Source organism: Virgibacillus halodenitrificans (assembly GCF_001878675.1).
Lineage (GTDB): Bacteria > Bacillota > Bacilli > Bacillales > Amphibacillaceae > Virgibacillus_Q > Virgibacillus_Q halodenitrificans.
Genome location: NZ_CP017962.1, coordinates 641,097 through 653,302 on the forward strand (window position 1 = coordinate 641,097; position 12,206 = coordinate 653,302).

Below are 12,206 nucleotides of genomic sequence, written 5' to 3' on the forward strand. Positions count from 1 at the left end.
GAAAATCCGAACCCGATTTGTATTACTAATGAATCATGGTTCGGATTTATTTTTGAAATTAGCGAAACATTTTCTGGAGCGGGTTTCCATACTTTAAAATATTTGCCTTAAGAAGAACACACGGTCATATCCAGATCGGTGCTGGACCTTGGAGATCGCTACTACGAAGTCTTGATTAAGTTTGTCAGGGGGTAACCAAGACGTTTTTCTTAATCTCTACTTTGCATTTCTTTATTTATTTCATGTAGTATGGATAGCCCTTCAGGGTTTACATACGGTAATAGTTGGGATAATGCATGTTGAAAATAGTAAAGTTCATCATCATGCCATTTTGTCTTCGACATCATGGAAAGCTCTGTGAAATCTCTTCTGCTTGTGTCCATCCTATTCCCTCCATAATGAGTAGTACATTATTATAATTTACTTAACCAAAATATTTATTCCGTTAAGGGATATTTTACCAATATTTGATAAGCATAATAACATTTGAAGGTGGACAGATTAATTATTGCGGAGGTGATAATGATGGCTAAAAAACCTAACCAAACTACTTCAGGTACAAACGTTCAGCATGTAAAGCAACAAAACCAAAAAGCTGCTCAAGGACAAGGGCAATACGGTACTGAATTTGCTTCTGAAACAAACGCTCAGGAAGTTAAAAAGCAAAATCAAAAATCACAACAAAATAAAAAATAGTATCTTCCCCCGATATGAAAAGAGTTTCTCTGTTGCAGTTGGATTGTGACAGAGGGACTCTTTTTAATTTTTCCATAATAATTTATTTATAAATTAAAAGAATCGAACTGTCGTTGGCGAGCAAGTACATCGATAAACATTTAGCCCGCTAATTTGCGAGGATAAACCTACCTTGTTTGCTCTTATAGTGGGCGTTATACTTTATATTTCCTATTGAAGCCCGTATAATGTAGTCAAGATTAGATACGGATTACAAACTAGGAGAAAGGGAGATAGGATGGTTGCGCCGAGGCCAGGTACCAAAATAAAGATACAAAGCTATAAACATAATGGACAACTTCATCGTGTTTGGGAAAACAGCCTTGTTTTAAAAGGAACAGAATCTATTGTTATTCTGGCCAATGATAAAACAAAAGTAGTGGAAAGCGATGGCAGGACTTGGATTACAAGAGAGCCTGCTATTTGTTACTTTCATTCCAAACATTGGTTTAACATCATTGGAATGTTACGTGATGATGGGATTTACTATTATTGCAACATAAGTTCTCCCTTTGTATATGATGAAGAAGCATTAAAGTATATTGACTATGATTTAGATGTTAAAATCTATCCAGACATGACATACGATCTTCTCGATGAGGATGAATATGAAGAGCATAGTAAATTGATGAATTATCCACGGGTGCTTGATCGTATTCTACATAATAATATGGATTATTTACTCCGGTGGGTTCGTCAAAAGAAAGGTCCTTTTTCTCCAGATTTTGTTGATGGCTGGTATGAGAGATATTTAACATATCGTTAAACCTGATAAAAAATTCCCCTTGTTACTTTAGTAGCGAGGTTTTTCTTTCAATTACGGGTAAAGGAAGTTTAAAACATGAGCAGTGTAAAGCAATACATGAAATTTGTAAAACCATATAAATGGAAAATAGTAGCTACTATATTAATTGGTATTATTAAATTCGGAATACCGTTATTAATGCCGCTCATACTTAAATATGTAATAGATAATATTATTAATGCAGAAGGACTGAGTTCTCCAGAGAAAACGACAAACTTATTATGGTTAATGGGTATATCCTTTGTAGTATTCCTCGTGCTACGTCCTCCTGTAGAATACATACGACAATATTTGGCGCAATGGGTAGGTAATAAAATCCTTTATGACATAAGGGATAGACTATTTGATCATCTGCAAAAACTTAGTTTGAAATATTACTCTAAGACAAAAACCGGGGAAATTATTTCCCGGGTAATACATGATGTCGAACAAACAAAAACTTTTGTAATGACAGGATTAATGAATGTATGGCTGGATTTAGTAACAATTCTTATTGCAATAGGTATTATGATGACAATGGATGTAGGCTTAACTCTCGTTGCAATAATACTATTTCCATTCTATGGGTTTTCGATTAAGTATTTCTATGGCAAATTAAGAAGGCTTACCCGTGAAAGATCACAGGCTCTTGCCGAGGTACAAGGACATTTGCATGAACGCGTCCAAGGTGTACCGGTTACCAGAAGCTTTGCATTGGAGGATTACGAGCAGAAGCAATTCAGTTACCGAAATGAGAACTTCCTGGATAAAGCATTGAAACACACCAGCTGGAATGCAAAAACATTTGCTGTTACCAATACCATTACTGATCTTGCTCCGTTACTTGTTATCGCGTACGCGGGGTATCAGGTCATTCATGGTAACTTGACGTTAGGTACAATGGTAGCTTTCGTTGGTTACATGGAAAGAGTATACAGTCCACTTCGACGACTAATTAATTCATCAACTACGCTTGTGCAATCTATTGCTTCAATTGATCGTGTTTTTGAATTACTTAATGAAAAATACGATGTTGTAGATAAAAAAGATGCAAAACAGCTTATGGATGTAGAAGGATATGTTGATATTGAAAATGTATCCTTTCGGTATGATGAGGAAGAGCTGGAAGTTCTTAATAACGTTACATTACATGTGAAGGCAGGAGAAACAATTGCATTTGTTGGTATGAGTGGTGGAGGAAAATCTACGTTAATTAGTTTAATCCCTCGTTTTTACGATGTTACCAAAGGAGCGATTAAAGTCGACGGAAATAATGTGCAACATGTAAATGCACGTTCGTTGCGTAATAATATTGGCATGGTGTTACAGGATAATACGTTATTTAGTGAATCTATTGCTATGAATATCCGAATGGGGAAACCTGATGCAACGGATGAAGAAGTGGTTGCTGCGGCTAAAGCTGCGAATGCTCACGAGTTTATTGAAAGTCTTCCTTACGGTTATGATACATTTGTTGGGGAACGAGGAGTTAAGTTATCTGGTGGTCAAAAACAGCGGATAGCTATCGCACGTGTATTTCTAAAAAACCCGCCAATTTTAATTTTTGATGAAGCTACGTCTGCGCTTGATTTGGAAAGTGAACATACAATTCAAGAGGCTTTAGAAAAGCTTGCCTCGGAAAGAACAACTTTCATTGTTGCTCACCGACTTGCAACAATTACACATGCAGATAGAATTGTGCTTATCGAAAATGGAGAAATTGTAGAAGTTGGTTCACATGAAGAATTAATGCGTAAGCAAGGCGGATATTATAATTTATACCAAGTGCAGCACTTGGATGATGGTACGATTTAATAAAAAAGCATCCTTTCAAAGGATGCTTTTTTATATCTATTCACTCATAGCCGCAAATGCTTTATCAACTGCGTCAATCGTTTGTTCTATATCTGTTTCTGTATGTGCTATTGTTAAGAACCATGCTTCGAATTTAGATGGGGCGAGATTAATCCCTTGCTTTAGCATTAGCTTAAAGAATTTTGCGAATGCCTCTCCATCACTTGCCTCGGCTTGATCATAATTAGTGATTTTTTGGTCTCCAAAATATAAAGTAAGCGCACCGCATAATCTATTCACAGATACAGGGATGCCGTGTTTTTTCGCCTGGTGAAGGATACCTGCCTCCAATTTTTCTCCCAATTGATCAAGTTTTTCGTAAACGCCCTCTTCTTGAAGAACCTCTAAACAAGCAATTCCTGCTGCCATCGAGGCGGGGTTACCTGCCATAGTTCCAGCTTGGTATGCAGGCCCGAGTGGTGCCACCTGTTCCATAATATCCATTCTGCCTCCATATGCTCCAATTGGAAGTCCGCCGCCAATAATTTTACCCATCGCTGTCATGTCTGGTTCAATACCATAAACTTGCTGGGCACTTCCATAGGTGAAGCGGAAGGCTGTAATAACTTCATCATAAATTACGAGAGCACCAGCTCTATGTGTGATGTCATTGACTGCTTCTAAGAAGCCTTCATGAGGTTCAACAATACCGAAGTTTCCAACAATTGGTTCTACCAAAACTGCTGCAATTTCGTCCCCCCATTTAGTTATTGCTTCGTTAAAGGCATCTAAGTCATTAAATGGTACAGTAATCACGTCTTGAGCAACAGCTTTAGGAATGCCCGCAGAATCTGGTGTTCCTAATGTAGCAGGACCAGAACCAGCTTGTACAAGAACCGCGTCAAAATGTCCGTGGTAGCAACCAGCAAATTTAATTACTTTGTTGCGACCAGTATAAGCTCTAGCTACACGAATAGTTGTCATTACTGCTTCTGTCCCGGAATTAACAAAACGCACTTTTTCCAGTGAAGGAATTGCTTCTTTAATCATTTTAGCAAATTGATTTTCCAATTTTGTTGGGGTGCCATATAGTACCCCGGTTGTAGCAGCATGAGCAATTGCTTTAGCTATATGCGGATGGGCATGGCCTGTAATAATTGGTCCATATGCTCCTAAATAGTCAATATATTTATTTCCGTCTACATCCCAAAAGTAAGCACCTTGTCCTCTTTCCATATAAACAGGAGTTCCACCTCCAACTCCTTTATAGGCACGTGATGGAGAATTAACTCCTCCCACAATATGTTGCAATGCTTCTTTATGTAATCGTTCTGAATTAGTAAAGTCCATTAAAAATTATCCTCCTTTAAGCATCAAATCAATTAACAATATAACAAAATAAACGATTAGAGTACATTACGGTTTCCCTACATTATCGTAAACCTCTTGTAAATAAATGACAAGCTTAAGAAAAAGAAGCATAGACTGATTATATAGAAAAGGATAGAGAGGGTTCCTATGAATACAATTCCTGTTATTAGCTTAATATTAATTAGCGTGATCATCCTTAAAAGCATTATTAATTTTATTCCAATTGGAAAATACAAGATAGAGTTAAAGGATAGCCGCTTTTCCTCTGAGCTATTCTTTACTCTATTTATTACGTATATTGTTGTGATTATAGGATTTGGTTTAGTGTATTTTATCCTCTCTTTACAAAATACTATCTTAGTGGAAAATGGCGAATTAAGAGAGGTAGGAAAACTCGGTTCTTTCATCCATTCGATGTATTTTAGTGGAGTAACCATTTTAACCATCGGCTATGGCGATATTACCCCAATCGGAATTGGGAGGTTGATCGCAATTGCTGAAGCACTTATTGGATATATATTGCCTGCCGCTTTTGTATTAAGAGTAGTGGAGTTAAGAGGGAGAAGTAGAGATGAATGAAGGATAAAGGTTACTATGGTATAGTAGACATACTATCATTCAGGAGGGGTATAATGGCTGTCGAAGTAGGTAAACAAGTAAAAGACTTCACATTACCTGACCAGCAGGGAAATGAAGTTCGTCTATCTGATTTTAAAGGCAAGAATGTAGTTCTTTATTTTTACCCAAAGGACATGACACCAGGCTGTACCACGGAGGCATGTGATTTCCGTGATGCATATGAAAGCTTTGGTGAGTTAGATGCAGTAATTATTGGTGTGAGCCCAGACCCGATTGAGCGGCATCAGAAGTTTATTGATAAACATGATTTGCCTTTTTTATTGCTTGCAGATGAGAATCATAAGTTGGCAGAGGAATTTGATGTATGGAAACTAAAGAAAAACTTTGGTAAAGAATATTATGGAATTGAGCGTTCAACATTTATACTTGATAAAGAAGGCAACTTAATTAAAGAATACCGAAAAGTGCGCGTGAAAGGGCATGTGGAAGCGGCACTTGAATATCTACGTGCAAATCAATAAAAGGTGTGAAGCAGTCTTTAACAGGCTGCTTTTTTTATGTTTTCTGGTCCCTATCGAGTACTACCAATTTTTTCTTGAATAACGCCATATGGATTTCGAATTGAAGTAAGTATACAGGATCTTTTTGTAATATAAAGGAATACGCAAGAATAGATTTTTAATAGAGAACGAGTTTTAATTCTATTAGAAATTAGGTGATTGTATGATGCATGAAAAACAAAAAGTATTAGTACGTTCACGAAAAAAGGGACTCTCGAGGTATTTTTTCATAAAGCGGACCATGGATATTTGTATAAGCATCATTCTATTATTTCTACTGTCTCCGTTACTTGCATTCATTAGTTACCAAATAGTAAAGAAAGAAGGAAGACCGATTCTGAGTCGGAAGTCGTGTGTTGGTAAAAATGGCAGAGGCTTTCAAATGCTTTATTTTCGTACAATGACCAACCCATCACGTGTCATTCATGCTTTTCCGGAAGCAAAAACAAAAACGATCCCAATTCATTATTATCAGCAATCCATCAGTATTGTTACGCCAACAGGCAGGTGGCTTAAGAAGTATAATCTAGATAAATTACCCCAATTATGGAATGTGTTAAAAGGGGAAATGAGCTTCGTTGGCCCGCTGGCAAAGGAGTCAGACAAAAATAATTTAGCGAATTCAAGCCGCCTTTCTATGAGACCAGGTTTGACCGGACTTAATTTAATAGAAGAAATTGAAAAACATAGCCAAGCGTATGGTGAAGAAGAACGCTTCTATTGTAAATATTGTTCATTTAAGTTGGATATAAAAATTGCTTGGAAATCAGTGAAAAAAACATTGACTAATTAAGATTCATAACCTTCTTAGTTTTCAATGCATATAAAATCCTTTAGTATAGAGTATATATTAAGGGAGGTTATGCATCTTGATCCTTTTTTCGGCAAAAATATCAGAAAAACATCAGACCAGATTAAAAGAAGAATTTACTGAACAGCAGTTCATTATGTGTTCCTCGATGGATGAAGCGAGCGCTTATTTGAAAGCAGCGGAGATATTAGTAACATATGGAGAAGATTTAACTCCTGAATTAATCGAACATGCCGCTCAATTAAAATGGATCATGGTTTTATCTGCAGGGATGGACCGGATGCCATTTGATGCTATTAAGGCTAAAGGAATTCTTGTAACCAATGCGCGAGGCATTCATAAAACACCGATGGCAGAGTATGCAATATCTATGCTACTTCAAGTATACCGACAGGCAAACACGCTAATGGAAAAAGAAAAGGCCCATGAATGGGATCGTAATGTGCGAATGGAAGAATTGAATGGAAAGACGGTACTTGTAGCAGGGGCTGGAGCAATTGGCCAGGAAGTAGCTCGACTTGCAAAAGCTTTTCAAATGAAAACAATTGGTCTTTCAAGAAGTGGGGAACAGAGAGAATACTTTGATGAAAATTATCAATCGACTGAACTGGAGAGCTTATTGCCAGAAACAGATATCATTGTATCTGTGCTGCCCAGCACAAAAGAGACAAAAGAGTTTTATACATATGAACATTTCAAAAAGCTTCCAAAGCATGCCGTGTTTCTAAATATGGGACGAGGGGATGCAGTGAAAACAGAAGTTATCTTAGATGCGATAAGAAATAAAGAAATAGCACATGCTGTTTTAGATGTTTTTGAAGAGGAGCCTCTACCAAATGACCATCCTTTTTGGGATGAAGAAAATATTACTGTTACACCACATTTGTCAGGGATTTCCAAGCTATACCAAACCCGGGCATTAGATATTTTTGAAGAAAATCTTAAGATATACCTTCAAGGTAAGGATGATTATGTAAACAAAATTGATGTTAGCAGGGGTTATTAAAAGAATCTTATTAAAATGATCCATGCAGTCTAAGTGGAAATATCAGTTATAATGATTCTTAATTTATAATATACTTTTATTGACAGAGAGCCATGGTAAGCAGTACACTATTTATAAAGATTATAAATTGATAATATCCTTATAATTAGACAAAATACTGAAAGAGAGGTGGATGACGGTGTCTGAAAAACGTTTACGACAAGCAATAGATACACTAAAAGAATCAGGCGTCCGGATCACACCACAACGCCATGCGGTATTGGAATATCTTTTAAATTCCATGGTTCATCCAACAGCCGATGAAATATATAAAGCACTGGAAGGTAAATTTCCGAATATGAGTGTTGCAACAGTTTATAATAATCTGCGTGTCCTGAAAGAAATAGGGTTGGTAAGAGAGCTCACCTATGGAGATGCTTCAAGCAGATTTGATTGTAATACTTCAGAGCATTATCATGCTATATGTGAATCATGCGGAAAAATAGTTGATTTCCACTACCCTCCATTGGATGAAGTAGAATCATTGGCGGAGCAGGTTACTGGTTTCGATGTGAGTCATCACCGGATGGAAGTGTATGGAACGTGCGAAGCGTGCCAACAAGTCGCCACACAAAAGCATTAATACTCCACAAATGGCAATAGCCTGAACAAGTTATTTTCGCTTTATAAATTTTTTATCTATAAAAACCCAAATGCGTATGTTACGCATTTGGGTTTTCTTGCTGTTTTAGGGGGAAGGTTGCACGACGGAGCCTGCACAACTATGTTCATCTAGCTCGTTAATAGTCCAAACAACGTCTTTCTAATCAAACCAGTTTTACTTCAACCCATCTCCTCACACTATTTATCAGCCATACTCGAGAATACGAAGGGAGCTCATCGAGCATTATTTCCTTTACTTCTATTTCCCCCTTATCAAGAAGATGCTCTCGAAATGTTCCTGCCAAAAGACCGGATTCAACCGGTGGGGTATACCGCTTTCCGTTTTTTTCTACAACAATGTTGCCGTTAGTAAATTCCGTTACTTCTCTATTTTCATTCCATAAGAGTACATCGAATACACCCGTATTTGTAGGAAGATGTTCCTTGTAGATAGAACGGTTCGTCGTTTTATAATATAGAAACGGGTTGGTACGATCAATCGGTTTAGTTGCAAGAGCAACAGAAAGAATATTGGTAAAGGGAGAAGCGGCTTTTGCTTCGATTTCCGTGTCGCCGTTCTCGTCTACCAGTAAACGGACTTTCCACAGACCATGATTCAAACCTTCTAGGTAGTTAGTTAAATCCTGTTTGATCTTTTTCGTATCTATTTGGAAATTAAAAAAGTCGGCAGTTTTTCTTAGGCGTTCTAGATGTAATTCTAATAGGAATAATTCCCCATCCTCACACCCAATTGATTCTAATAGTTGGAATGGTTCATGTTTTACCTCCAACACCCTGGCTTTCGTGATTACCTCTTCATATTCCTCATCCGTTTTTGAATCCCAAGTTATCCCGCCGCCCACTCCATAAGTAACATTTCCTTTTTCTTTGTCTAAAATAACCGTTCGAATTGGTACATTAAAGACAGCCTCATTTTTCGGTGTGATGTAACCCATTGTTCCACAATATACATCTCTCGGCTCATCCTCCAACTCATTAATAATTCTCATCGTGCTAATTTTAGGTGCGCCTGTAATGGAACCACATGGAAAAAGTGCTTTAAATATATCGGTAATTGTGTGTTGCGCTCCTATTTCAGCTGTAACTGTTGAAGTCATTTGATGGACAGTAGGGTATGTTTCAATAGAAAATAATTCAGGTACTTTAACTGTTCCAGGAATGGCAATTGCCCCTAAGTCATTTCGTAACAAGTCAACAATCATCACATTTTCCGCTCGATTTTTTTCGGAATGATAAAGCCATTCTTTATTTTTGGTATCCTCAAAAGTTGTATTTCCTCGTGCTACTGTCCCTTTCATTGGTCTTGTGGTTAATTTCCCTTCTTTTAAATGGAAGAATAATTCCGGCGACGCTGATAGAATGGAGTAATCACCAATATCAAAATAGGCACTGTAATTTGCAGATTGAGCTTTACTCAAGCTGGTATAGTACGATAAAGGATCACCATGGAAGGCTGCATGCATCCGTACAGTATAATTCACTTGGTATGTATTTCCGCTTTCAATTTGTTCTTTTATCTTATTTAAGTTCTTCTCATATTCAGCCTTGGAGCTACGGTGTGACCACTTAGAAGTCCGGAATGGTTTATAGCTTTTAATCTCTCTTTGCTCAGGCTCATTAAAGATACCAAACCACAGTAAAGGGAGATTTGGGTTGGAATGAGTGAATGCTGCATGGTCAAAGGCAGAGGCAGCTTCATAGGAAAGATAGCCTGCAGCGTAATAGCCTTTATTTACAAGGTGTTGAATTTCTGCTAATGCTGGAAGCACTTCAGTTATAGATGAAGCTTGAATGATACGATCAGGATGTTGAAAAAGTAATGGAGCTTCATTTTTATCATTTGTACGGAAATTAAAATAGAGCAGGGGATCCATTCATTGGCACCTCTTTCTTTTTAAAAAAGTTTTTTAAAATCTCTAATCCCTGTTCAGTTAGAATTGCTTCTGGATGGGATTGGATGGATTCTATCGGATACAAGCTATGTCTTAATGCCATGATTTCTCCTTTATTCGTCCTAGCTGTTATATGGAGGCAATCAGGTACTGTAGTTGTATCGACGACAAGAGAGTGATATCTGGTCACAGTTAGCGGGTTGTTTAAGCCCTGGAATATACCCTTACCATCATGTTGAATGGATGATACTTTTCCATGCATAGGCTGTTCCGCTTTAATAACGCTTGCTCCAAAGGCTTGGGCAATAACCTGATGCCCCAAACATACTCCGAAAATAGGTAGTTGCTTATAAAAGTGTTCTACTACTTCTAAACAAATCCCTGCTTGATCTGGGCAACCAGGTCCAGGAGAAATTAATATATGAGATGGTTCCATTTCTTCTATTTCTTTAATAGTTATTTCATCATTACGCTTTATCCTGATCTCTAAATCGAGTTGTTTCAAATATTGTACGATATTATGAGTGAAGGAATCGTAATTGTCTATAACAAATATCATTGTAGTCCTCTTTCCGATAAAAAACTCCGCCACGAAGACGGAGTTTAATTATCCTTATTTTTTTGCTGTGACTTTAGTTCTTTTTTATATTTCCTCGTGTTATACTTCTCATCAAATTCTTTGCCTTCCAAATTCTTATCAAGTGTAAGTGGCTGTTTGCAATGCATGCAAGCATCTACACGACCTAGCATTTTTGTTGGCTTTTCGCAATTTGGACAGACAATAGGGACAGCTTTTAGTGATAATGTGCCAATCCAAAGGTAAACAACACAACTAAGCACAACCATTATTACTCCCAGAATGAAAAAGGTAACCATCAACCACTCTATCTTCTTTGTTAAAATTCCACCATACATTAAAAGTATCCCTGCAAAAATGAGTATCAATGCAAATGATCTTATTTTATTTATTTTACTTGAATAAACTAATTGCGCCATGCTTATCCTCCTTAATAATACAATAGTCAGTATAGCATATTTTAAAGAAAAGTTTGATGAAGAAAAAGGAATTCACGTAAATGTAACGAATTATTATATATAGAAATAGAAATAAATTGGAGGAAATCTGCAATGGAAAATTTCCTGAGACCTATATATCAAGAACATGCCAGTGATGCTGATACTTTGGGAATACTAATTATGGAAAGAACTAAACAAAACAGTCCAGTTACTGATAACTTTGACGTCATCCTGCTTATTATAATGAAGGAAGCAAAACAGGATTGGCATGTAAAACATTATGAGTTTGATGATAAAACTGCTGCCATGCATGTTGTTAAAGAAAATGTCCTTATGGAATGGATTGATAAAAGTGGATACCGAAGAGCGGTCGAGTGGATTATTTATGGACGGGTTATTTTTGACCGGAATGAATACATTTACCATTTGAAAGACCAGCTTAGGGATTTTCCGAATGAAAAGCGAAACTCTCGTAAGATGTTAGAGTTTGGAAAGCTAGTAAAAAGCTTTAATGAGGCAAAGGACTTGTATGAATCAGGCGATTATAAAGATGCAAATAGTAAAATTCTGTACTCCCTGCATTATTTAGCTCGACTGGCGGTTATTGAAAAAGGCTATTATCCGGAAGTAACTGTTTGGAGTCAGGTGAAGCAAATAGATCTTGAAGTTTATAAGTTATATGAAGAATTCATTGAAGGAAACGAAGAGTTAGAGAAAAGAATTCAGCTAATGATTATAGCTATGGATTTTGTATTAAGCAGCAGGGCACTTGCTTCCTCACAACAACTTTTAACTGTAATGAAGACAAAAGATACACCTTGGTCTTACGGAGAATTAATTGAGCATCCTGATATTAAGGATTTTTCTCTTGATCTCACAGCTATTATTTCTTACTTAATTGAGAAAGAAATAATAATGACGGTTAAGCAGGAGACTAAAGGTATAGATGTATACCATCGGAAGTATATGATCAACGAAGAGAGTTAAATGAAGT

14 protein-coding genes are annotated in these 12,206 nt (G+C 36.9%); 9 read left to right on the forward strand and 5 right to left on the reverse strand.

What is annotated here, in order from left to right; all coding sequences use genetic code 11:
• Nucleotides 1-209: 209 nt before the first annotated feature.
• Entirely contained in the window at nucleotides 210-383 is a 174-nt protein-coding gene (locus tag BME96_RS19750; protein ID WP_019375459.1) for a hypothetical protein, read from the reverse strand.
• A gap of 142 nt (nucleotides 384-525) precedes the next feature.
• Between BME96_RS19750 and BME96_RS03285 the strand changes: the two genes are divergently transcribed.
• From BME96_RS03285 to BME96_RS03295, 3 genes are all read left to right on the forward strand, one after another.
• Nucleotides 526-696 (forward strand): gamma-type small acid-soluble spore protein, encoded by a 171-nt coding sequence (locus tag BME96_RS03285; protein ID WP_019375460.1) that lies wholly within the window; start codon nucleotides 526-528, stop codon nucleotides 694-696.
• A gap of 277 nt (nucleotides 697-973) precedes the next feature.
• The gene (ntdP, locus tag BME96_RS03290; protein WP_060680247.1) at nucleotides 974-1,501 is read left to right on the forward strand and encodes a nucleoside tri-diphosphate phosphatase; all 528 of its coding nucleotides are present in this window, start codon (nucleotides 974-976) and stop codon (nucleotides 1,499-1,501) included.
• 75 nt (nucleotides 1,502-1,576) lie between these two features.
• Entirely contained in the window at nucleotides 1,577-3,334 is a 1,758-nt protein-coding gene (locus BME96_RS03295) for an ABC transporter ATP-binding protein (RefSeq protein WP_071648261.1), read from the forward strand.
• 36 nt (nucleotides 3,335-3,370) lie between these two features.
• Here the strand turns inward: BME96_RS03295 and BME96_RS03300 are convergent, their stop codons facing one another.
• Entirely contained in the window at nucleotides 3,371-4,663 is a 1,293-nt protein-coding gene (locus BME96_RS03300; protein ID WP_071648262.1) for a glutamate-1-semialdehyde 2,1-aminomutase, read from the reverse strand.
• A 168-nt stretch (nucleotides 4,664-4,831) separates the two neighbouring features.
• Between BME96_RS03300 and BME96_RS03305 the strand changes: the two genes are divergently transcribed.
• The 5 genes from BME96_RS03305 to perR all read left to right on the forward strand — a co-directional run bounded on the left by BME96_RS03305 (nucleotide 4,832) and on the right by perR (nucleotide 8,262).
• On the forward strand, nucleotides 4,832-5,263 hold the full coding sequence (locus BME96_RS03305; protein ID WP_060680248.1) for a potassium channel family protein: 432 nt from the start codon (nucleotides 4,832-4,834) through the stop codon (nucleotides 5,261-5,263).
• Between the two features lie 53 nt (nucleotides 5,264-5,316).
• On the forward strand, nucleotides 5,317-5,784 hold the full coding sequence (gene bcp, locus BME96_RS03310) for a thioredoxin-dependent thiol peroxidase (RefSeq protein WP_060680250.1): 468 nt from the start codon (nucleotides 5,317-5,319) through the stop codon (nucleotides 5,782-5,784).
• Nucleotides 5,785-5,986: 202 nt separating this feature from the next.
• A complete protein-coding gene (locus BME96_RS03315) occupies nucleotides 5,987-6,616 on the forward strand; it encodes a sugar transferase (RefSeq protein ID WP_081504556.1) in 630 nt (209 codons plus the stop codon).
• A 76-nt stretch (nucleotides 6,617-6,692) separates the two neighbouring features.
• Nucleotides 6,693-7,640: a D-2-hydroxyacid dehydrogenase gene (locus BME96_RS03320; protein ID WP_083547403.1), complete on the forward strand. Its 948-nt coding sequence runs from the start codon at nucleotides 6,693-6,695 to the stop codon at nucleotides 7,638-7,640.
• A gap of 172 nt (nucleotides 7,641-7,812) precedes the next feature.
• Nucleotides 7,813-8,262, forward strand: coding sequence for a peroxide-responsive transcriptional repressor PerR (gene perR, locus BME96_RS03325; protein WP_033353393.1), 450 nt, complete (start codon nucleotides 7,813-7,815; stop codon nucleotides 8,260-8,262).
• A gap of 184 nt (nucleotides 8,263-8,446) precedes the next feature.
• On the opposite strand, the gene pabB is transcribed toward perR, so the two are convergent.
• From pabB to BME96_RS03340, 3 genes are read right to left on the reverse strand one after another with little or no spacing between them, the layout of a single operon-like run.
• Nucleotides 8,447-10,177 (reverse strand): aminodeoxychorismate synthase component I, encoded by a 1,731-nt coding sequence (gene pabB / locus BME96_RS03330; protein WP_071648264.1) that lies wholly within the window; start codon nucleotides 10,175-10,177, stop codon nucleotides 8,447-8,449.
• The gene (locus BME96_RS03335; RefSeq protein WP_060680257.1) at nucleotides 10,155-10,754 is read right to left on the reverse strand and encodes an anthranilate synthase component II; all 600 of its coding nucleotides are present in this window, start codon (nucleotides 10,752-10,754) and stop codon (nucleotides 10,155-10,157) included. The genes pabB and BME96_RS03335 overlap by 23 nt, the downstream gene beginning before the upstream one ends.
• Nucleotides 10,755-10,798: 44 nt before the next feature.
• Entirely contained in the window at nucleotides 10,799-11,191 is a 393-nt protein-coding gene (locus BME96_RS03340) for a YgzB family protein (RefSeq protein ID WP_060680259.1), read from the reverse strand.
• Nucleotides 11,192-11,323: 132 nt separating this feature from the next.
• Here BME96_RS03340 and BME96_RS03345 point away from each other — a divergent pair, with 132 nt between their 5' ends.
• Nucleotides 11,324-12,199: a nucleotidyltransferase-like protein gene (locus tag BME96_RS03345; RefSeq protein ID WP_019375472.1), complete on the forward strand. Its 876-nt coding sequence runs from the start codon at nucleotides 11,324-11,326 to the stop codon at nucleotides 12,197-12,199.
• Nucleotides 12,200-12,206 lie beyond the last annotated feature (7 nt).

Bases quoted from the DNA above. Each gene is read 5' to 3' on its own strand.
- BME96_RS19750 (WP_019375459.1), bottom strand. From the start codon at position 383: ATGGACACAAGCAGAAGAGATTTCACAGAGCTTTCCATGATGTCGAAG.
- bcp (WP_060680250.1), top strand. From the start codon at position 5,317: ATGGCTGTCGAAGTAGGTAAACAAGTAAAAGACTTCACATTACCTGAC.
- BME96_RS03295 (WP_071648261.1), top strand. From the start codon at position 1,577: ATGAGCAGTGTAAAGCAATACATGAAATTTGTAAAACCATATAAATGG.
- BME96_RS03345 (WP_019375472.1), top strand. From the start codon at position 11,324: ATGGAAAATTTCCTGAGACCTATATATCAAGAACATGCCAGTGATGCT.
- pabB (WP_071648264.1), bottom strand. From the start codon at position 10,177: ATGGATCCCCTGCTCTATTTTAATTTCCGTACAAATGATAAAAATGAA.
- perR (WP_033353393.1), top strand. From the start codon at position 7,813: ATGACGGTGTCTGAAAAACGTTTACGACAAGCAATAGATACACTAAAA.
- BME96_RS03300 (WP_071648262.1), bottom strand. From the start codon at position 4,663: ATGGACTTTACTAATTCAGAACGATTACATAAAGAAGCATTGCAACAT.
- BME96_RS03335 (WP_060680257.1), bottom strand. From the start codon at position 10,754: ATGATATTTGTTATAGACAATTACGATTCCTTCACTCATAATATCGTA.
- BME96_RS03315 (WP_081504556.1), top strand. From the start codon at position 5,987: ATGATGCATGAAAAACAAAAAGTATTAGTACGTTCACGAAAAAAGGGA.
- BME96_RS03285 (WP_019375460.1), top strand. From the start codon at position 526: ATGGCTAAAAAACCTAACCAAACTACTTCAGGTACAAACGTTCAGCAT.
- ntdP (WP_060680247.1), top strand. From the start codon at position 974: ATGGTTGCGCCGAGGCCAGGTACCAAAATAAAGATACAAAGCTATAAA.
- BME96_RS03305 (WP_060680248.1), top strand. From the start codon at position 4,832: ATGAATACAATTCCTGTTATTAGCTTAATATTAATTAGCGTGATCATC.
- BME96_RS03340 (WP_060680259.1), bottom strand. From the start codon at position 11,191: ATGGCGCAATTAGTTTATTCAAGTAAAATAAATAAAATAAGATCATTT.